Source organism: Streptomyces sp. NPDC051310 (genome assembly GCF_044455245.1).
In the GTDB taxonomy this organism is placed as follows: domain Bacteria; phylum Actinomycetota; class Actinomycetes; order Streptomycetales; family Streptomycetaceae; genus Streptomyces.
In genome coordinates this window covers 154313-174758 of sequence record NZ_JBITEO010000008.1, presented here as the reverse complement: position 1 = coordinate 174758, position 20446 = coordinate 154313, and the positions used below count along the sequence as shown (strand labels likewise).

The following is a 20446-nucleotide window of genomic DNA, read 5'->3' as shown; positions in this document are numbered from 1 at the left end:
GAAAGAGGTCTAGCTTCGTCGTCGTTTGCTGTGACCACAGAGGGGTGGGTGAGCACATGCACCGTGCACCACATCACTGGTCGACATCCCGCCGCGGTGCGGCCGCGGCTCTGGCCGCGGCCGCCCTGGCGGCCTCACTGCTCGGCGGTACGGCCGCCACTGCGGACCCCCGTCCGGGCGCGCCGCGGACAACGTTGTCGGTGCCTTCGCCGCCAGGCGGGTCCGCCGTCCGCGTGCTGGTGTTCCACGCGTCGGCCGGCGCCGAACCCCCGACCGTCGACGCCGGTATCGCGGCCATCGAGGCCATCGGGCAGTCGGGGCCCGAGGCCCAGCGCTTCCGCACCGAGGCGACGGACGACGCCTCGGTCTTCACCGACGCCCGCCGGCTCGGCCGGTACAACGCGATCGCGTTCCTGACGGGCGGCGGCGATGTGCTCGACCCGGAGCAGGAGGCGGGCCTGGAGGCCTACATGGAGGCGGGCGGCGGCTTCCTCGGCATCCATGGCGCGGCCCGCGCGGAACCGTACTCGGACTGGTTCACCGGCCTGGTCGGGGCGCGGCCCGCCGCCGGGAGCCCCACGGCCGTCCAGCGCGCGACCGTCGAGGTCGGCGACCGGCAGCACCCCGCGACGCGGCAGCTCCCGCTGCACTGGAAGCGTCCCGACACGTGGCTGAACTGGGCGGTCAACCCCTCCGGCACCGTGCACACGGTGGCGCGCGTCCGGGAGAGCACGTACCGGCCGGGGACGAGCGCCAACGGGTGGGACCATCCGGTCTCGTGGTGCCGTGACTACGACGGCGGCCGCTCCTTCTACACCGGCATGGGCGGTACGGCCGCCTCGTTCGCCGAGACCGACTTCCGCGAGCACCTGCGCGGCGCGCTGCTGTGGACGACGCGGCTGTCGCGCGCGGACTGCAAGGCGACCATCGACGCCCACTACACCGCGGAGCGGCTCACCCGGCCCAACCAGCCGGGGCAGAACGACCAGATCGGTGAGCCGCACGGCCTGGTCGCCGCCCCGGACGGCCGCATCCTGTACATCGGGCGCGGCGGCGCCGACTCCTCCCGGCCGGTGGTCACCGACTGGAACGATCCGGACATCGGCAAGGGCCGCGGCGAGATCCACGTCTACGACCCGAAGACGAAGAAGGTGCACCTCGCGGGCGCACTGACGGTCTTCGGCAACAAGGGCGGCGGTGACGAGCTGACCAAGAACGAGGAGGGGCTCCTCGGTATCGAGGTCGATCCGGACTTCCTGTCCAACGGCTGGGTGTACCTGCACTACACGCCCCACTCCCGGATCAACCGCGACACCCGCATGGCCGAGCGGTACGTCTCCCGCTTCACCCTCGACCCGGCCACCGGCAAGCTGGATCCGGCCAGCGAGAAGGTGCTGCTGAAGTGGCCGGTGCAGATCCACAGCTGCTGCCACGCGGGCGGCGGCATGGCCTGGGACTCCACGGGCAACCTGTACATCGCCACGGGGGACAACAACTCCAGCGGCTTCACCTCCGGTTACTCCGGCAACAACCCGGAGCCGGACTTCAAGGGCGTCTCCTTCGCCGACGCCCGCCGCACGTCCGGCAACACCAACAACCTCAACGGCAAGATCCTGCGCATCCACCCCGAGGACGACGGGACGTACACCCTCCCGGAGGGCAACCTGTTCACCGGCAGGGAGACGGACGAGGGCGGCGGCAAGACGCGCGGCGAGATCTACGTGATGGGCGTGCGCAACCCGGCGCGGATCTTCGTCGACCGCACGACGGACATCCTGTACGCGGGGTGGGTCGGCCCGGACGCCGGTGCGCCGTCGACCACATGGGGACCGGCCAAGTACGACACGTTCGCCGCCATCACCGAGGCGGGCAATCACGGCTGGCCGTACTGCATGGGCAACAACCAGCCCTACCGGGACCGCAACCTGCCCGACCCGGCGGAGCCGCTCGGGTGGTACGACTGCGCCGCGCCGAAGAACGAGTCGCCGAACAACGACGGGCTGGTGAACCTGCCGCCCGTCACACCGAACTCCATCTGGTACTCGCCCCAGGGCGGCGGTGTGGACTACCCCCGCGACGCGCGGGGCGTGCCCAGCTACCGCACGGAGGAGCAGAAGCTGCTCCTGCCGTGGCTCAGGGGCGGCGGCCAGGCGACCATGAACGGCCCGGTGTACCGGTACGACGCGGCCTCCGCCAGCACGGTCAAGTGGCCGGCGTACTGGGACGGCAAGTGGTTCGTGGGCGACTTCTACGACGGCGACCAGCCGCGCCACGCGGTCCTGATGGACCCGAGGACGATCGGCAGGGGCGGCCTGCCCGTCCACGCCGAGTCGCTGAAGAAGATCATCCCGGTCGGGGCGAACGGCATCCGCAACCTGATGGACTGGAAGTTCGCCCCCGACGGTTCGCTGTACGTCCTCGACTACGGCCGCGGGTTCTTCACCTCCGACTCCAGGTCCGCGCTGTGGCGCGTGACCTACACGGGTGGCGGGCCGACACCCGCCGATGACGATCTCGCGCGGAAGGCGGCGGCACAGTGAGACACCGCTCACCCACACTGTGGACGGCCCTGCTCGCCTCCCTGCTGATGGTGCTGGGGCTGACCTCCACGGCCGCGTACGGCCGCCCGGACCCCGGCGCGGCGGCCGCGGCCGAGCAGGTGCTGACCTGGACCGCCGGGGACCCCATCGACCGCTACCTGACCTTCCCGGCCACCGCGGTGGCGGGACCGGCGACGATCGTCTTCGAGAACAGCGCGGCCACCGGCAACACCACCGGCATGCCGCACACCCTGACGTTCGACGTCTCCGACCCCGAGTACAACAACGACGTCCAGCTGAACATCCTGGCCAACCCCAACGATGACCGGGGCGGCAAGCACACCGCCCAGGTCACCCTGACGCCCGGCCGGTACCGCTTCCACTGCACGATCCCGGGGCACGGCGCCATGCAGGGCATCCTCACCGTCACCGACCCGGGCGGCGGCGAGGACACCACCCCGCCCGAGACCTCGGCGAAGGTCGAGGGCGAGCGCGACGGCGACGGCGCGTACATCGGCCATGCCAGTGTCACCGTCTCGGCGGCGGACACCGGCTCGGGCGTGGCGCGGACCGAGTACGCGATCGGGGCCGACGGCCCCTGGCAGGCGTACACCGCGCCGGTCATGGTCCACGAGGTCGGCAGCCACACGATCCGCTACCGGGCAACCGACACGGCGGGGAACACGTCAGCGGTGAAGTCGGTGGACTTCCGCGTGGTGGCGCCCCCGACCGACGACACGACCCCGCCGGAGACCTCGGCGACGGTGAGCGGCGAAAAGGACGACCAGGGCCGCTACCTGGGGATGGCGACGGTCACCGTCACCGCGTCCGACACCGGCTCGGGGGTCAATGGCATCGAGTACGCGATCGGGGCCGGCGGCGCCTGGCAGGCGTACACCGCGCCGGTCATGGTCCACGAGGCGGGCACGCACACCGTGCGCTACCGGGCCACCGACCGGGCGGGGAACGCGGCGGCGGAGAAGTCCGTGCAGTTCACCGTGGTGACACCGCCGACGCAGGACAGGACGCCGCCCACGACGGCGGCCGGCGTGACGGGCGGGAGGAACACCGACGGCGCGTACATCACCAGCGCCACGGTGACGGTCACGGCGACCGACTCCGGCGGCTCGGGGGTGGACCGGATCGAGTACTCCCTGGACGGCGGCCCGTACCTGGCGTACACGGTGCCGGTCGTCGTCGACCGGGTCGGCCACCACACGGTGCTGCACCGGGCCACGGACAAGGCCGGCAACACGTCGGCGGCCCAGCGGGTGAGCTTCGACGTGGCGGAGGGAGGCGGGGTCCCGGCGCCCGCCTGCCCCGAGTACGACGAGCGGCTGACCGTCATCGTCGGCACGGTCGACTCGGGTGTGCCGAACCGGATGACCCGCAGCCGGTGCACGGTCAACGAGCTCATCGAGGACGAGAAGGACTGGTCCTCGCACGCGCTGTTCCTGAAGCACGTGGACACCGTGCTCGACAGGCTGCTGGCCGAGGGGGTGATCGACGCGCGGGAGCACCGTACGGTGTACCGGGCGGCCGGGGAGTCCGGCATCGGGAAGCCGGGCCACACCCACGGCTACCGCACGCTCTTCGACGGCTCGGCGGAGAGCTTCTCCGCCTGGCAGCACGTGGGCGGCGGCGCGTTCGCCCTGAACGGCGACGGCACGATGACCAGCAGCACCACGGTCCCGGGCATGGGCATGCTGTGGTTCCCGCGGCGGCAGTACGGGGACTTCTCGCTGAAGCTCCAGTGGCGGGACGACGCCCCGGGCACGGGCAACGCCAACTCCGGTGTCTTCGTGCGCTTCCCGTACGTCCACGAGCACCCGGAGGAGGCGCGGCCCGAGTGGGTCGCCATCAAGTTCGGGCACGAGGTGCAGATCCTGGACCGGCCGGACGGCGACCTGTACAAGACGGGTTCGGTCTACGGGTTCGACCGGGTGGGGCTCGGCGGCGCGGGTGTCACCCCCAAGGGGACGTGGAACGACTACGAGATCCGGGTGGAGGGCCAGCACTACAGGGTCTTCCGCAACGGCGTGCTGATCAACGAGTTCGACAACACCGGCGGACAGGAGTTCCGGCCCCCGCGGGACGGTGACCCGGGCACGGACGGCCGGCGGTACGCCACCGGCTACATCGGGCTCCAGGTCCACGGCACGACGGACGTGGTGTCGTACCGCGACATCCGGATCAAGGAGCTGTGATGACCGGCCGGTGAATCCCGCCCCGGGTCAGTCCGCCCTCTTGGCGCGGCTCGGCTGTACCCGCTTGGGCTCGCCCGGCATCTTCGGGTAGTCCGGCGGGTACGGCAGATCGGACAGCCCGTGGTCGCGCTCGTCCTTGGCGGCCAGTTCCAGCAGGCTGTCCAGGGTGAAGGCGTGGTCGTCCATGTCCGCGTGGACGTCGCCGTGGTCGGCGTACCGCACGGGCATGGTGGCCAGGTCGAAGTCGCGCGGGTCGATGTCGTCGAGCTCATCCCAGCGCAGGGGGGCGGAGACCGGGGCGTGGGGCTTGGGGCGGATCGAGTACGCGGAGGCGATGGTCCGGTCGCGCGCCGTCTGGTTGTAGTCGAAGAAGATCTTCTCGCCGCGCTCCTCCTTCCACCACGCCGTGGTGACCCGGCCCGGCATCCGCCGCTCCAGTTCGCGGCCGAGCGCGATGGCGGCGCGGCGCACGCCGGTGAACTCCCAGCGCGGCTCGATCGGCACGAAGACATGCAGGCCCCGGCCGCCGGAGGTCTTGGGCCAGCCGCGCAGCCCGTGCTCCTCCAGCAGGGCGCGCAGCTCGTGCGCGGCCGCCTGCGCCTCGGGGAACCCGGTGCCGGGCTGCGGGTCCAGGTCGATGCGCAGCTCGTCGGGGTGGTCGGTGCGGTCGCCGCGGACCGGCCAGGGGTGGAAGGTGAGCGTGCCCAGGTTGGCGGCCCAGATGACGGTGGCGATCTCGGTGGGGCGGATCTCGTCGGCGTAGCGGCCGCTGGGGAAGGTGATGTGGGCGGTGGGGATCCACTCGGGGAGGTTCTTGGGGGCGCGTTTCTGGAAGAAGGACTCGCCCTCGACGCCGTCGACGAAGCGCTCCAGCGTGGTGGGCCGGTCGCGCAGGGCCCGCACCACACCCTCGCGCACGGCGAGGAAGTAGCGCGCCACGTCGAGCTTGGTGAAACCGCGCTCCGGAAAGTAGATCTTGTCCGGGTTGGACAGGCGCACCGTGCGCCCGCCGGCCTCCAGCTCCACCGCGTTTCCCATAGCCGCCACCCTAGGATGCCGATAGATACCTCGCATATCGGATCCTTCGCAGGCACTCATGGATGAAGCAGGGCAGAATCGGGCCATGGATCTGCCGGTGATGCCACCCGTGAAGCCGATGCTGGCCAAGTCCGTCAAGAAGATCCCGCCCGGCATGCACTACGAGGCCAAGTGGGACGGCTTCCGTGCCATCGTCCACCGGGACGGTGACGAGCTGGTGATCGGCAGCCGCACCGGCAAGCCGCTGACCCGCTACTTCCCCGAGCTGGTCACCGCGCTCCTGGAGCGCCTCCCGGACCGCTGTGTCATCGACGGCGAGATCGTGATCGCCCACGAGGGCCGGCTGGACTTCGACCGGCTCACCGAGCGCATCCACCCGGCCGCCTCACGGGTGAGGATGCTCGCCGAGCGCACACCTGCCCGCTTCATCGCCTTCGACGTGCTGGCCCTCGGCGACGAGTCCCTGCTGGACACGCCCCTGGCGGCACGCCGGGCACGGCTCGACGAGGCCCTGGCCGGCGTGGACGCCCCGGTCCACCTGGCCCCCTCCACGACCGACCTCGACACGGCGCGGCACTGGTTCGAGCAGTACGAGGGGGCCGGGCTCGACGGGGTGGTCGCCAAGCCGCTGGACCTGCCGTACCGGCCCGACGCCCGGCTCATGTACAAGGTCAAGCACGAACGGACGGCCGACGTCGTGGTCGCCGGCTACCGCTTCCACAAGACGGGGCAGGTCGTCGGCTCGCTGCTGCTCGGCCTGTACGACGAACGCGGCGCCCTCCAGCACGTGGGGGTCTGCGCCGCGTTCACCGCCAAGCGGCGCGCGGAACTGGTCGACGAGCTGGAGCCGCTGCGCATGGACTCCCCCGACGACCATCCCTGGGCGGCCTGGACGGACGAGACCGCCCACGAGACCGCCCGGCTCCCCGGGGCGCCGAGCCGCTGGTCCGGCAAGAAGGACCTGTCCTGGGTGCCGCTGCGGCCCGAGTGGGTGTGCGAGGTGGGGTACGACCACATGGAGGGCACGCGCTTCCGGCACACGGCCCAGTTCCGCCGCTGGCGGCCGGACCGCACGCCGGAGAGCTGCGGGTACGCACAGCTGGAGGAGCCCGTCTCCTACGACCTGGCCGAGGTGCTGTCGGGGGGCGGAGGCTGAGCGGACGGGCCGGCGGGGCTGGTGGAGGTGGGCTCCGTCGCGGTCGGGCTCGGCGTCGGGCTCGGGGCGGGGCTCGGAGGCGGTGTGGGCGTCGGTGCCGGTGTCGTGGGGGCCGGGGACGGGCTCGGGGTCGGTGTCGTGGGGGCCGGGGACGGGCTCGGGGTCGGGGGCGGGGTCGGGGTGGACGGGCTGGGGGTTCCCGGCGTACCGGGTGACGGGACCGGGCGGCCGGGCGGGCGCGGGGAGGGGGTCGGGCGACCCGAGGGCCGGGGTCCCACCACGATCCCGCCCCCGGGGCGGGGCGCCCCCGGTTTCGTACCCGTACCCGCGCCCGTGCCCTTGCCCGATCCGGCGCTTCCGCGTCCCGGGCCGGGTGTCACGGGCAGCACACCCGTCCCGTCCGGCACCGGGTGCGCGCCCCGCCGGTAGAAGGCGAGCCACGCCAGCACGGTGCGCCGGTACGCGTCCGAGTGGTTGTACGCGAGGATCGCCCGGTCCAGGTCGGCCTCGACCGTGAGGTTCCGGTCCCCGGCACAGAGGTAGTGCCCGGCGGCCAGCGCCGCGTCGTGGACGTTGTGCGGGTCGCGGCGCCCGTCGCCGTTGCCGTCGGCGCCCCAGCGCGCCCACGTGGAGGGGATGAACTGCAGGGGGCCGACAGCGCGGTCGTACGTCCGGTCCCCGTCGTACGCGCCGCCGTCGGTGTCCGTGATCCTGGCGAAGCCCGCGCCGTCGAGCACCGGGCCCAGGATCGGCGCGAGCGTGGTGCCCCGGGCGTCCAGGCGACCGCCCCGCGCCTGCCCCGACTCGACCTTGCCGATGGCGGCGAGCACCTGCCAGGACAGCCGGCACCGCGGATCGGTGCGGCCGAGGGACGCCTCGGCGCGCCGGTAGGCGGCGAGCACGGACGCGGGGATCCCGGCCTCGGCCCACCGCACGACCGCCGGCTGCCGGGCGCGGGCCGCGGCCGGGGCAGCGGCGGGCAGGGCGGCTCCTCGCGGCCCGGCGGGCACCCGCGGTACGGACAGCGGCGGGAGCTCGGTGTGGTAGGCGTCGTCCTGGGGCGGGACAGCCGTGAGGGGACGCGCCGCCGCGGGTGGTCCGGCGGCGGGCCGACCGAGCGGCACGAAGCCGGGCGCCTGGGAGGCGGTGAGCGCCGCCATGGCGGCGACGGCCGCGGCCGTCCCGGTCACCGCGCGCCGTACCCGCCGTCCCCGGCGCGCCCGTTGCGCCTCCTGCGCCTGTCGTACGCGGTGTGCCCGTCGCAGGCGCGGCCCGTCGAGTCCCGTGCGTTCCGTCATGAGCCCGCCCCCAGCGTGTCGATGGCCGCGATCCTCCAGGTGCCGCCGGTCCGTACCGCTTCCACGGCGAACATGGCGGCGCCGTACGTCGTGCCGCCCTTCTTGGCCGCGGTACGGGTGTTGGTCTGGTCCGCGTAGATGAGCACGCGGGCCCGGTCGCCGTGGATCTCCTCCACGCCGCTCTCCGTGACGGTGGTGGTGAGGACGAGTTTCTGCGCCGCGGCCTGCCGGCGTACGGGGGCCAGCATCGCGCGGTGCTGCTCGACCGCTCGTCCCGTGAGGTGCTCCCTGACGGCCCGGTCCGCCTCGGCGGGTGCGGCGTAGTTGTACGAGAAGAGCTCGTCGACCGCCTTGGTGATCCGGCCTTTGACCTCGCTGGTCCGGGCGATGTCGGTGAGGGCGGTGTTGCGCACGGCCGGGTCGTCGCGCAGGGCGGACGCCTCGCCGGCGGCCCAGGCGGTGAAGCCACCGAGCAGGACGGTGAGCACGCCCAGCAGGGCCGGGACCCGCTTGCCGCGGAAGCCCGCCCGGCGGGGCCGTGGTGCGGGGCGGCGCTCCCCGGGGCCCCGGCGGCGGGCGGGGCGGGTGTCCTCGGGCGGGGCCGGGGCGCGGGTGGCGCTCGTGGACGCCAGGCGTCGCTGCCGGTTGATGAGGTGGCGGGTCGTCGACATGTCGTGCTCCTCTCAGTCCACCGGGGTGTTGCCGACCGGCGCCTGGCCGAGCGCGCTGAGCTTCCAGCCCTGCGGCGTGCGGGTGAGCTCCCCGAGGAGGCGGCTCTCCTTCGCCGTGGGTTTGCCCTCGGGCGGGGTCACGGTGACCCGCAGCGCGACCATCACGCGGGCCCTTCCGGCGCGGGTGTCCAGTTCCGTCACCGCGCCGGACAGCACCCGGGCGCTGGTCACGGTCCTCGCCTCGCGGATCTGCTCCTCGAACCGCGAGCGGCCGGCCGTCAGTTGCTCGCGCAGGTCGCCGGTGGCCGAGTCCTGCCAGGTGTCGAGTCCGCGGCGCAGGTCCCGGTGGTCGAGGGTGTTCATGTTCTGCACGGCCTGTTCCCCTGCGGCCAGCGCGTCGTCGCGTGCCGTGGCGTACGCGGCGGATTCGTCGTGCGCGGCGGAGTACCACGACCAGCCGCTCCAGCCGGCGGCACCGGCGGCGAGCAGGGCCAGCGTCGCGGCCGCGGCCGGGAGCGGGTTGCGTGTCGTACGCGTACGTGCCATCGGGCGGTCGCCCCTTTCGGTGTCTGCGGTGTCCCGGGGGTCCCTCCGCGCTGTTCCCCTCACGTGCTCCCCACGGGCTGCTCCACTGCGCTGCGTTCCCGGCCGGCTGTTCTCACCGGGCGGTGAGGTCGACGATCCGCCAGCGTCCGTCGCGCAGTTCGGCGGTGACGGACAACTGGGCGGCGGTCGTGGTGGCGGGCTTGCCCGCGCGTTGCGCCACCTGGTCGAGGAAGACCAGCAGGTGCGCGCTGCGGTCGGTGAGGCGGCTGACCCCGGCGCGTACGACGTGGGTGGTGAGCGTCAGTTCCTGTTCGGCGGCCCGCCGTTCGACCTGGGTGAAGAGGGTGTCGTACTGGCGGGCCGCCCTGCCGTCGAGGAGCCGGCGCGCCGCCTGGCGGGTGGCGGCGGTGTCCCGCGGGGTGTACGAGAACACGCGGCCGAGGGCGCCGCTGACGTCGGTGACCACCCGCGCGGTGGCCTCGGTGTCGGTCAGCGCGTGGTTCCCGGTGGCCGGGGAGCCGGTCAGCTGCTGCGTACGCCAGAGGAACCAGCCGCCCGTGAGCAGCAGCAGAGCGACGGCCAGCGGGGCGACCGCGCGCGACCGGCTCCGCGGCCCCCGCCGGGCCGGCGGTGCCGTGGGCTCCCGGCCCTCCGGTTCCAGGCGCTCCGCGGCCCGGTCCTCCGCCGTGTGGTCCTCGGCCGTGCCGTCCCCCGGTGACGAGCGGGGTGCCGCCGTGTGGTCCTCCGCCCTGCCGCCCTCGGCCGTGCCGTCCCCCGTCGTGTCGTCCTCCGGGGACGAGCGGGGTGCGGGTATCAGTGGTGTGACGCCTTCGCCGGTGGTCACCTGCGTCGCTTCCTTTCACGTTCCGGTGGCGGGGAGTGCGGTCAGGGCCGTGACCTTCCAGCCGTCGCCGGTGCGGACGAGGTCCGCCTCCAGGCGGGTGCGGTCGGTGGCCGGGGGGCCGGCCGTCCCTCCGGCGGCGGAGGTCTCCACCCGTACCGTCGCGATCAGCCTGGCCGTGCCCGCGCGGTCGTCGAGTGCGGTCAGGGCGGCGTCCGTGACCGTCGCGCGGGCCGACACCTCCGCCGGGGGCTCCGTCCGCTCCAGTTCCTCGTGGAGCTCACCGGCCGATGCCTCCAGCCACGCCCGCAGGTCCTCCTCGGCGCGCCGTCCGTCGTAGCTGCTGAGCCGGGCCAGGTGCTCGCGTCCCGCGGCGAGCGCGGTGTCGCGGGTCTCGGCGTACGCCCGTGTCCCGTCGCCCGCCGCCCGCGCGTACGACCATCCCGCGCCGCCGCACAGCAGGGCCGCGGCGGCGACGGCCGCCCACCGGCGGCGGTCCGCGCGGCCCGGCGGCCTCATCGCCGCTCCCCGCGGGAGTCCCCCGGACGGGCGGGTTCGGGGACCGGCCCGCCGCGCGGCGCGTTGGCGGAGCCGCGGACGTTGACGCCACCGGCCGGGTCGGCGGTGCAGCGCGCCGCGGTGTTGAGGGGAGGCGGTACGGACAGGTCGAGGCCGTCGCGGTAGGTGGTGCCGCCGTATCCGGCGGTACAGGGCAGCGGCTGGAAGAACGTGACCGACATGCCGAAGGTGACGCCCGCGGGAGTCACGGCGGTCGACCCGGCGGCGGCCACGGCGGGCAGGGTCACGAGCAGCTCCTCCATGCCCCGCTGGCGGGTCACGGCCACCTCCGAGGTGGTGAGGAGGTTGGCCACGACGACCCCGAAGGCCGGGTCGAGGTCTTCGAGCAGTGCGGTCACCTGGTGCGCCGCACCGGGAGCGGTGGCGATGAGCCGGCGCAGGTCGGCGTCGGAGTCCTTGAGTTCGGCGGCGAGCCGCTTGGCGCCGCCGGCGAAGGATCTGAGGGCCTGGCCCTCCTCCGCCTGGGTCCGCAGCACGGTCTCGGCGTCGATCACCAGCCGTGTGGTGGAGGGCAGCGCGCGGTCGGCGGCGCGTACGAAGTGGTCGCCGCTGTCCAGCAGCGCCTGCAGGTCGTCGCCGCGGCCGTTCAGGGCCGTGCCGAGTTCGTCCACGACCGTGCGCAGCGACTCCGGGTCGACGGAGGCCGCCAGGTCGCCGACGCCCTTGAGCACGGTGGTGACGGGCGGTGGGATGCGGGTGGCGGAGCGGGGGATGACCGTTCCGTCCCGCAGGTACGGGCCGTCGGCCCCGGCCGGCCGGAGGTCGATGTACTGCTCGCCGACGGCCGAGAGGCCGGCGACGACGGCCTCCAGGTCGGCGGGGATGGGCGGGGCCGATTCTTCGATGCGCAGCTCGGCCTCGACGCCGTCGTCGGTGAGCTCGATGGGGCCGACGCGGCCCACGGAGACGCCCCGGTAGGTGACGTCGGAGTGGGTGAACAGCCCGCCGGTCGCGTCGAGCCGGACCCGCACCGTGTAGTAGTCGCGCAGGCCGACGTGGCGGCCGAGGTCGGCGTACCGCACGGCGACGAAGCCCAGGACGAGGGCGCCGACGAGCAGGAAGGCCAGGTTCTTCAGCCGGATGGCGGTGGTCGGCATCAGTTCCTCCCCGTGGGCGGGAGCGGCAGGGGGAGCCGCGGGGCGGACGGCGGCCCGGTGTCCGCCGGCGGGATCAGCGGCGGGATGACCTGCGTGCCGGGCACGGCGGTGACGTCCAGGTAGACGTTGAGGTAGTCGCCCTTGACGCCGCGCAGGACCTCGTCCGTGAACGGGTAGGTCAGGAGCACCTGGAGCGAGTCGGGCAGCGCCTTGCCGGAGTCGGCGAGCGCCCGCAGGGTGGGACCGAGGGCCTTGAGGTCGGCGATGAGGTCCGCCTTGCTGCGGTTGACGGTGTCGACGGCGACGGCCGAGAGGGTGTCGAGGGCTCCGAGCATGGTGAGCAGGGAGGTGCGTTGCCGCTCCAGGACCTTCAGCCCGGGGCTGAGCCCGGTGAGGACGTCGCCGACGTCCCGTTTGCGGGTCGCGAGGGTGGCCGAGAGCCGGTTGATGCCGTCGAGGGCGGCGGTGATGCCGGTCTTGTTGGCGTCGAGGCTGGTGACCAGGGTGTTGATCCGGGTCAGCAGGGAGCGGGCCTCGCTCTCGTTGCCGTGCAGCGCCTTGCCGAGTTCGGTGGTGATGGTTCTGATCTGCTGGACGCCGCCGCCGTTGAGCAGCATGGAGAGGGCGCCGAAGACCTCTTCGACCTCGGGGTTGCGGTTGGTGCGGCCCACGGGGATGTGGTCGCCGTCCGAGAGCGTGCCGGTGGCACCGGCGGGCGCCGAGAGCTGGATGTACTTCTCGCCGAGCAGGCTGGACTGTTCGATCCGGGCGTACGCGTTGGCGGGCAGCCGTACGTCGCCGTTGACGCGCATCCTGACCTTCGCCGCCCAGTCGCCGCTCAGCCGGATGCGGGTGACGCGGCCGACGGCGACGTCGTTGACCTTGACCGCCGCGTTGGGTACGAGGCTGAGGACGTCGGTGAACTCCGCGGTGACCTCGTAGGGGTGGTCGCCGAGGTCCGCGCCGCCGGGCAGCGGCAGTTGCTCGATGCCGGACAGCTCGACGCCGGTCACGGCGCAGCCCGTCACGCCCGCCGACAGCCCGAGGCCGGCGGCCAGGGCGAGGGCGAGGGCGATCGCGGTGGTCGCCGCGGTTCTGCGGGAGGGCCGGTTCACCGTGTCGTCTCCTTCCCGGCCGGGGTGCCGTAGACGGGGCCCACGGCCGGGAGCGGCAGGGCCGGGAGGGCGGTGCGGCGGGCGGGTTCGACGGGTACGAGGCCGGACAGGGCGCTCGCCCGCCGGCCGAGGCTCAGCTCGTTCATGTCGGCCCGTCCGTTGAGGGTGCGGTGGAGCGGGTCGTACGCCTGGAGGACGTTCCCGGCGGCGAGCGGCGCGGTGTCGAGTGCCTCCGCGAGCGAGGCCCGCTGGTCGACGAGGGTCTGGGTGATCGGCAGCAGGATGTCGACGTTCTGCTTGAGGCTGCCGCGGTTGTCCTCGACGAAGCCCTTCACCCGGCCGAGGGCGGTGCCGAGCTCCTTGAGCGCGGCGGAGAGGTTCTCCTTGTCCTCGGCGAGGAATCCGGTGACGGTGGCGAGCCGCTGCTCGGCCGTGCGCACCTCGCTGTCCTTGTTCTTCAGCATGGTGGTGAAGGTCTGCAGGTAGGCGAGCGTGTCGAAGAGGTCGCCGCTGCTGGAGTCGAGGGTCCTGGCCGCTTTGCCGAACTGCTCGATGGAGTCGCCGATGGCCCTGCCGTTGCCGCGGAGGTTGGCTGCGCCGGTGTCGAGGAGGCCCGCCAGGGCGCCGTTCGCGTTGGCGCCTCGCGGTCCGAGGGCCTCGCTGAGCTCGGTGAGGGACGCGTAGAGCTGGTCGACCTCCAGGGGGGTGGCGTTGCGGGCGGCGGGCAGGACCGCGCCTTTGCGCAGCCGGGGTCCGCCCGTGTAGGCGGGCGCGAGCTGGACGTAGCGGTCGGCGACGACGCTGGGGGCGACGAGCACCGCGTGGGCGTCGGCGGGGACGGGGACGTCGGCGTCGAGCAGCAGGGTGACCGCGACCTCCTTGCCCTGGGGGCGGACGGAGCCGACGGTGCCGACCTTCACGCCGAGGATCCGCAGGTCGGACCCTTCGTACACGCCGGTGGCCCGGTCGAAGTAGGCGGTCACCCGGGTGGTGCGGGCTTCGTCGAGGGCCTGGACGCCGGAGGCCGCCGCGACGGCGACGAGACCGAGGCCGGCGCCGATGCCGATGATGCGTCTGAGGTTCACCGGGCACCGCCTCCGCGGGGCTTGGGCGGCATGCACGGGGCGTTCTGGGGCGTGCCGGCGGGCAGGTAGTGGCGGGGCACCAGGCCGCAGACGTACGTGTCGAGCCAGCGGCCGTTGCCGAGGGTGTTGCCGACGAGCCGGTAGTACGGGCCGGCGAGGGCCAGGGTGCGGTCGAGGCTCCGGCGGTTCTTCAGCAGGACGCCGGTGACCCGGCCGAGGGCGGTCAGGGTGGGCTTCAGCTGCCGGTTGTTGTCCCGGACGAGTCCGGAGAGCTGGAGGGAGAGGTTCCTGGTGCCGGTCAGGAGCTGGTGGATGGCGTCGCGGCGGGCCTGGATCTCGCCCAGCAGCAGGCCGCCGTCCTCCAGGAGCGTCTCGAAGCTGCTCTTCCTGGTCGCGAGGGTCTTGCTCAGCTGTTTGCCGCTCTTGAGGAGCCGGGCGAGCTGCGTGTCGCGCGAGGAGACCGTCCTCGACAGCGCGGACAGTCCGTCGGCGGCGCTGCGCACGTCCGGCGGTGAGTTCGCGAAGGTGGCGGAGATGGCGTCGAAGCTCTTCGCGAGCTGCCGGGTGTCGATGGCGTTGACGGTGTCACCGAGGCCGTTGAGGGCCTGGGTGACGTCGTACGGGGCGGTGGTGCGGTGGGCCGGGATGCGGGTGGCGGGGTTCTGGCGGCCGGTGCCGAGCGGGTCGACGGCGAGGTACTTCTCGCCGAGCAGCGTCTTGATCGCGATGGCGGCGGTGCTGGCGTCGCCGATCCAGGTGCCGTCCTCCACCTCGAAGCCGACCCTGACGCGGGCGCCGTCGAGCGCGACACCGGTCACCTCGCCGACCTTGACCCCGGCGATGCGCACCTCGTCGCCCTCGTCGAGGCCGGCGGCCTCGGTGAAGTCGGCGCTGTACGCGGTGGAACCGCCCAGCAGGGCATCGCTGCTGACGGCGCCGATGCCGACGAGCGCGAGGACGAGCAGCCCGACGAGACCGACGAGGGCGGGATTGCGGTCCCGCAGGGGTGCGCGGAAGCGGGGACGGCGCGCGGCGGGGCGGCGCCCGGGACGCGTGAGCGGGGGGAGGCGTTGGGTGAACATCGACGGGAGGCGTTCCCTGAGCATCGGAGGGAGGCTTTTCATGGACGTCCGGAGGAGGCTTCTCATGAGCGGCACCTCGGCTGGCTGATCGCGATGCCGGTGGGGGGCGCGGAGCCGTCGTCGGTCGTGACGCCGGAGACCCTGGCCTCGCACAGGTAGAGGTTGAGCCATGAGCCGTACGAGGCGAGCCGGCCGATGGCCTGCATCTTGGCGGGGCTCTTCCGCAGGAAGTTCTCGATGTGGTCGGTGTTGTCCGCGAGGTTGCCGGACAGGCGCCCGAGTTGGCGGATGTCCTCCTTGAGCGGGGCACGGCCGTCCCTCAGGAGCCCGGCGGTGACCGTGGTGAGCGACCCCATGGCGGTGATGGCCTCGCCGAGCGGTTCGCGGTCACCGGCGAAGCCGCTGACGAGCTGCTGGAGCGTGACGACGAGGTCGTCGAAGTGCCCCTCGCGGTCGTTGACCGTCTGCAGCACCGTGTTGAGGTTGTCGATCACGGCGCCGATGACCTTGTCCTTGGCGGCGACGGTCCCGGTGAGCGATCCGACGTGCCGCAGCAGGGAGTCGACGGTGCCGCCCTCTCCCTGGAGGACCTGGACGATGGAGCCGGCGAGGCGGTTGACCTCGGCCGGCGCGAGCCCTTCGAAGAGGGGCTGGAAGCCGTTGAACAGCTGGGTGAGGTCGAGGGCCGGGGTGGTGCGTTCCAACGGGATGACGGACCCCGCGGGCAGCGTCCGGCCGACCGGCCCGGTGCCCCGGTCCAGGTCGACGTAGCGCTGGCCGACCATGTTGAGGTACTTGATGGACGCCGTCGCCGACGCGGGCAGCGGGCGCCCTTTCTGCACGGAGAAGCCCACCTCCGCGACGCGCCGGTCCACGAGCCGGACCGACGAGACCTGGCCGACCTTCACCCCGGCGATGCGGACGCTGTCGCCCTCGACGAGGCCGGTGGCGTCGGAGAAGCGGGCCCGGTACGTCACCGTGTCACCGACTCCGGTGTTGGCGATGGAGAGGGCCAGGACGGTGGTGGCGAACACGGTCACCACGACGAAGACGAGCGACTTGGTGAGCGGCCCGGCCAGCGAGCGGCTCTTCACTTCAGGGTCACCTCCGCTCCGCGGAAGAGGGGGCCGGTCAGGACGGTGCTCCAGTCGGGCAGCGCCTGCGGAGCGGTCCTGAGGCCCGGGGCCATCAGTTCGTTGACGAGCTGGGTCTCCTGGGGGGAGTTCGGCAGGCCCAGCCCGCGGCCGAGGTCCGTGCCGCGGCCGCTCGCCGCGGTGGCGGGCGCGGGCTTGCCGGTGTACGGCACCGTGTAGCAGTGGGGCCCGCCGGAGGCGTCGTACACGGGCCGGTCCTTGCCGGGGACGTACGCGCCGAGGGAGGGCACCGTCCGGACGTTGACGTGCAGTCCGGGTTCGCCGGTGCCCTTGCCCAGTGCCTTGTCCATGGCGGGGACGAAGCCGGCGAGGGTCCGCAGGGTGCAGGGGAAGGAGGAGGAATACCGGGCCAGCAGCTCCAGGGTGGGCCGGGAGGCGGCGGAGATGCGGATGAGGTTGTCGCGGTTCTGCCGCAGGAAGGCGGTCAGCTGCTGGGCCGAGCCGGTGACCGAGGGGTACAGCCCGGCGAGGCGTGCCTGCTGCTCGGCGAGGGTGCCGCTGGTGGTGGTGAAGTCGGTGAGCGCGTCGAGGATGTCGGGTGCGGCGTCGCCGTAGGCGCGGCTGACCTCGACGAGGTGGGTGATGTCGCGGTTGAGGGCGGGCAGGTGGGGGTTGAGCTTCTTCAGGTGGGCGTCGAGGGTGACGAGGGTGCGGCCGAGCTGGTCGCCCCGCCCCTCCAGCGCCCGGGCGACCGCCGTGAGCGTCGCCGAGAGCTTCTCCGGCTTGACCGCCGTGAGCAGGGGCAGCACCTGGTCGAGGACCTGTTCCAGCTCGACGGCGTTGGTGGAGCGGTCCTGCGGGACGGTCGCCCCGGCGGCGAGCGCACGCACCGGGGCACCCCTGGTCGCGGCGGGCGGTACGAGGGCGACGAACCGTTCGCCGAAGAGGGTGGTGGGCAGCATCTGGGCGGTGACGTCCGCGGGGATGCGGTCGAGGTGGCCGGGGCGGATGGCGAGGGTGAGGCGGGCGCCGGTGCCGTCGGCGCTGATGTCGCGCACCTCGCCGACGACGACGCCGCGCACCTTCACCTCGGCGCCCCGGTGCATCTCGTTGCCCGCGCTGCCGGTGAGGACGGTGACCGTGGCGTCGCGGCTGAACTCCTTGTCGTACACGGCGATCGACAGCCGTACGAGGAGGACCGGCACGAGCAGGAACACGATCCCGGCGAGGCGTCTGCGTACGGTCGGCCCGTTCATCCGGCCACCTTCACGGTCGTGGTCGCGCCCCAGATGGCGAGGGAGAGGAAGAAGTCGGTGACGCTGATCAGGACGATGGCGTTGCGCACCGAGCGTCCGACGGCGACGCCGACGCCGGCCGGCCCGCCTTCGGCCCGGAAGCCGTAGTAGCAGTGCGCGAGGATCACCATCACGCTGAAGATCAGCACCTTGAGGATGGACAGCAGGACGTCGTCCGGGGAGAGGAAGAGGTGGAAGTAGTGGTCGTACGTCCCCGCCGACTGGCCGTGGAACACCACGGTGACCGTGCGGGAGGCGGCGTACGAGGAGAGCAGCCCGATCGCGTAGAGCGGGATGATCGCGACGACCCCGGCGATGATGCGGGTGGTGACGAGGTACGGCATGGAGCGCACGCCCATCGCTTCGAGGGCGTCGACCTCCTCATTGATGCGCATCGCGCCGAGCTGGGCGGTGAAGCCGGCGCCGACGGTGGCGGAGAGGGCGAGCCCGGCGACCAGCGGGGCGATCTCGCGGGTGTTGAAGTAGGCGGAGATGAAGCCGGTGAAGGCGGAGGTGCCGATCTGGTCGAGGGCGGCATGGCCCTGGAGGCCGACGACCGTCCCCGTGAACAGGGTCATCGCGACCATCACACCGACCGTCCCGCCGATGACGCTCAAGCCCCCGGTGCCGAAGGACACTTCGGCGAGCAGCCGCTGCACCTCCTTGAGGTAGCGGCGCAGGGTGCGCGGTATCCACAGCAGGGCCTTGACGTAGAAGAGCAGGTGGTCGCCGGAACGGTCGAGCCAGGCGAGGGGCGAGGCCATGGCGTCAGGCCCCCTTCGCCGGGACGATCTGGAGGTAGATCGCGGTGAGGACCATGTTGACGAAGAACAGCAGGAGGAAGGTGATGACGACGGACTGGTTGACGGCGTCACCGACGCCCTTGGGGCCGCCGCGCGGATCGAGCCCCCGGTGGGCGGCGACGATGCCGGCGAGGAAGCCGAAGACGAGGGCCTTGATCTCGCTGATCCACAGGTCGGGGAGCTGCGCGAGGGCGGAGAAGCCGGCGAGGTACGCGCCGGGCGTGCCGCCCTGCATGACCACGTTGAAGAAGTAGCCGCCCAGTGTGCCGACGACGGAGACCATGCCGTTGAGGAGCACGGCGACGGACATGGTGGCGAGCACGCGCGGCACGACGAGCCGCTGGACGGGCGAGACGCCCATGACCTCCATGGCGTCGAGTTCCTCGCGGATCTTCCGCGAGCCGAGGTCGGCGCAGATCGCGGAGCCGCCCGCCCCGGCGATCAGCAGCGCCACGATCAGGGGGCTGGCCTGCTGGATGACGGCGAGGACGCTCGCCCCGCCGGTGAACGACTGGGCGCCGAGCTGCTGGGTGAGCGAGCCGACCTGGAGGGCGATGACCGCGCCGAACGGGATGGACACCAGTGCGGCGGGCAGGATGGTGACGCTCGCGACGAACCAGAACTGCTCGACGAACTCCCGGAACTGGAAGGGCCGCCGGAAGACGGCGCGGGTGACGGTGACGGCGAGCGCGAACAGCTTGCCGCTCTCGCGGAGCGGTGCGAGCAGGCGCGACGGCGGCCGGAGCGGCGCCGCGGGCGGCCCGCCAGTCGTCCCGCCAGTCGGCCCGCCGATCGCCCCGCCGGTCGTCCCGCCGGTCGTCCCTGCCGGGTGTGCCGGGCCCGGAGCGCCCCCGGCCGCCTCCGCCGTCATGAGGTGGCACCGCCCACCGGGGCGTAGCTGCGCAGGATCGCCGTCCGGGCTGCCTCCGGCAGCTGGGGCAGCATGTCGAGGACCCGCTGCCGGCGGCGCAGCACGGCGGCGCGGGCCGGCAGCCCGGGGGACGGTTCGAGCTGGCGCTCCAGGCGGCGCCGGGGCGCGAACGGCGAAGCGGTGCTCCGTTCCCGTGCGAGGGTCGCGGCGTCCTTCTCCTCCGACATGCCGATCGGGCCCTCCCGGCGGCCGCTGAGGAATTGCGCCACGACCGGTTCGTCGCTGGTGAGGAGCACTTCGCGCGGTCCGAAGGTGACGAGCCTGCGCCGGAAGAGCATGCCCATGTTGTCGGGCACGGTCGCCGCGATGTCGAGGTTGTGGGTGACGATCAGCATCGTCGCGTCGATCTGGGCGTTGAGGTCGATGAGCAGCTGCGAGAGGTACGCGGTGCGGACGGGGTCGAGTCCGGAATCGGGTTCGTCGCAGAGGATGATGCGGGGGTCGAGCACCAGGGCCCGTGCGAGTCCCGCGCGTTTGCGCATTCCGCCCGAGATTTCCCCGGGGAGTTTCTCCTCGGCGCCGATGAGTCCGACCATGTCCATCCGCTCCATCACGATGCGGCGGATTTCGGACTCCTTCTTGCGGGTGTGTTCGCGCAAGGGGAAGGCGATGTTGTCGAAGAGCGTCATCGAGCCGAAGAGGGCGCCGTCCTGGAACATGAGGCCGAAGAGCTTGCGGGTTTCGTAGACGTCGCGTTCCGGGCTGTTGACCATGTCGACGCCGTCGATGAGAACGCGGCCGCGTTCGGGTTTGACGAGCCCGATGACGGATTTCAGGAACACGGTCTTCCCGGTGCCGGAGGGCCCCAGCATGACGCTCACCTCACCGGCGGGCAGGGTGAGGGTCACATCCTGCCAGATGTTCTGTTTTCCGAAGGTTTTCGTGAGTCCTTCGACGACCACTTCTGTTCCCACCACAACTCCAGACGCTGCTCATGCTGAGGAAGTGACAAAAGTGCACGGGGGAGCGCACGTTACGGTCACGGTGAAGGTCCGGACAAGCCTTCCGACAGCGGTGCCCGGATCATCCGGTCCGTTTGTCATCGGGTGACAATGTCACCGTCGGAAT

General features: G+C 72.6%; 18 protein-coding genes. 3 read left to right on the top strand and 15 right to left on the bottom strand.

The window, feature by feature from the left end:
- Positions 1-56 precede the first annotated feature (56 nt).
- Positions 57-2540, top strand: coding sequence for a ThuA domain-containing protein (locus tag ACIA79_RS14400; protein WP_399428543.1), 2484 nt, complete (start codon positions 57-59; stop codon positions 2538-2540).
- A gap of 47 nt (positions 2541-2587) precedes the next feature.
- Complete coding sequence (locus tag ACIA79_RS14395; protein ID WP_399428642.1) at positions 2588-4747, top strand: OmpL47-type beta-barrel domain-containing protein; 2160 nt, start codon at positions 2588-2590, stop codon at positions 4745-4747.
- A 27-nt stretch (positions 4748-4774) separates the two neighbouring features.
- On the opposite strand, the gene ligD is transcribed toward ACIA79_RS14395, so the two are convergent.
- Positions 4775-5785, bottom strand: coding sequence for a non-homologous end-joining DNA ligase (gene ligD, locus ACIA79_RS14390; protein ID WP_399428542.1), 1011 nt, complete (start codon positions 5783-5785; stop codon positions 4775-4777).
- Positions 5786-5870: 85 nt separating this feature from the next.
- On the opposite strand from ligD, the gene ACIA79_RS14385 reads away from it, so the two are divergent.
- Positions 5871-6941, top strand: coding sequence for an ATP-dependent DNA ligase (locus tag ACIA79_RS14385; protein ID WP_399428540.1), 1071 nt, complete (start codon positions 5871-5873; stop codon positions 6939-6941).
- On the opposite strand, the gene ACIA79_RS14380 is transcribed toward ACIA79_RS14385, so the two are convergent.
- The 14 genes from ACIA79_RS14380 to ACIA79_RS14315 all read right to left on the bottom strand — a co-directional run bounded on the left by ACIA79_RS14380 (position 6902) and on the right by ACIA79_RS14315 (position 20292).
- Positions 6902-8101 carry a lytic transglycosylase domain-containing protein gene (locus ACIA79_RS14380; RefSeq protein ID WP_399428641.1) on the bottom strand — a complete coding sequence of 400 codons (1200 nt, stop codon included), beginning with the start codon at positions 8099-8101 and terminating at the stop codon, positions 6902-6904. The two genes, ACIA79_RS14385 and ACIA79_RS14380, sit on opposite strands and share 40 nt — an antisense overlap.
- 134 nt (positions 8102-8235) lie before the next feature.
- The gene (locus ACIA79_RS14375) at positions 8236-8910 is read right to left on the bottom strand and encodes a hypothetical protein (protein WP_399428539.1); all 675 of its coding nucleotides are present in this window, start codon (positions 8908-8910) and stop codon (positions 8236-8238) included.
- 12 nt (positions 8911-8922) lie between these two features.
- Positions 8923-9456 carry a nuclear transport factor 2 family protein gene (locus tag ACIA79_RS14370; protein ID WP_399428538.1) on the bottom strand — a complete coding sequence of 178 codons (534 nt, stop codon included), beginning with the start codon at positions 9454-9456 and terminating at the stop codon, positions 8923-8925.
- Between the two features lie 112 nt (positions 9457-9568).
- Positions 9569-10300, bottom strand: coding sequence for a hypothetical protein (locus ACIA79_RS14365; protein WP_399428536.1), 732 nt, complete (start codon positions 10298-10300; stop codon positions 9569-9571).
- A gap of 15 nt (positions 10301-10315) precedes the next feature.
- Positions 10316-10816 (bottom strand): hypothetical protein, encoded by a 501-nt coding sequence (locus ACIA79_RS14360; protein ID WP_399428535.1) that lies wholly within the window; start codon positions 10814-10816, stop codon positions 10316-10318.
- Positions 10813-11973: an MCE family protein gene (locus ACIA79_RS14355; protein ID WP_399428534.1), complete on the bottom strand. Its 1161-nt coding sequence runs from the start codon at positions 11971-11973 to the stop codon at positions 10813-10815. The genes ACIA79_RS14360 and ACIA79_RS14355 overlap by 4 nt, the downstream gene beginning before the upstream one ends.
- Complete coding sequence (locus ACIA79_RS14350; RefSeq protein WP_399428533.1) at positions 11973-13088, bottom strand: MCE family protein; 1116 nt, start codon at positions 13086-13088, stop codon at positions 11973-11975. Before ACIA79_RS14350 ends, ACIA79_RS14355 begins: the two co-directional genes overlap by 1 nt.
- Positions 13085-14173: an MCE family protein gene (locus ACIA79_RS14345; protein WP_399428532.1), complete on the bottom strand. Its 1089-nt coding sequence runs from the start codon at positions 14171-14173 to the stop codon at positions 13085-13087. The genes ACIA79_RS14350 and ACIA79_RS14345 overlap by 4 nt, the downstream gene beginning before the upstream one ends.
- On the bottom strand, positions 14170-15279 hold the full coding sequence (locus ACIA79_RS14340; protein ID WP_399428531.1) for an MCE family protein: 1110 nt from the start codon (positions 15277-15279) through the stop codon (positions 14170-14172). The genes ACIA79_RS14345 and ACIA79_RS14340 overlap by 4 nt, the downstream gene beginning before the upstream one ends.
- 38 nt (positions 15280-15317) lie before the next feature.
- Positions 15318-16349 carry an MCE family protein gene (locus ACIA79_RS14335; protein ID WP_399428530.1) on the bottom strand — a complete coding sequence of 344 codons (1032 nt, stop codon included), beginning with the start codon at positions 16347-16349 and terminating at the stop codon, positions 15318-15320.
- Entirely contained in the window at positions 16346-17605 is a 1260-nt protein-coding gene (locus ACIA79_RS14330) for an MCE family protein (protein WP_399428529.1), read from the bottom strand. The genes ACIA79_RS14335 and ACIA79_RS14330 overlap by 4 nt, the downstream gene beginning before the upstream one ends.
- Positions 17602-18408 carry an MlaE family ABC transporter permease gene (locus ACIA79_RS14325; protein ID WP_399428527.1) on the bottom strand — a complete coding sequence of 269 codons (807 nt, stop codon included), beginning with the start codon at positions 18406-18408 and terminating at the stop codon, positions 17602-17604. The genes ACIA79_RS14330 and ACIA79_RS14325 overlap by 4 nt, the downstream gene beginning before the upstream one ends.
- Before the next feature lie 4 nt (positions 18409-18412).
- Complete coding sequence (locus ACIA79_RS14320) at positions 18413-19318, bottom strand: MlaE family ABC transporter permease (protein ID WP_399428526.1); 906 nt, start codon at positions 19316-19318, stop codon at positions 18413-18415.
- Positions 19315-20292: an ABC transporter ATP-binding protein gene (locus tag ACIA79_RS14315; protein WP_399428525.1), complete on the bottom strand. Its 978-nt coding sequence runs from the start codon at positions 20290-20292 to the stop codon at positions 19315-19317. The genes ACIA79_RS14320 and ACIA79_RS14315 overlap by 4 nt, the downstream gene beginning before the upstream one ends.
- Positions 20293-20446 lie beyond the last annotated feature (154 nt).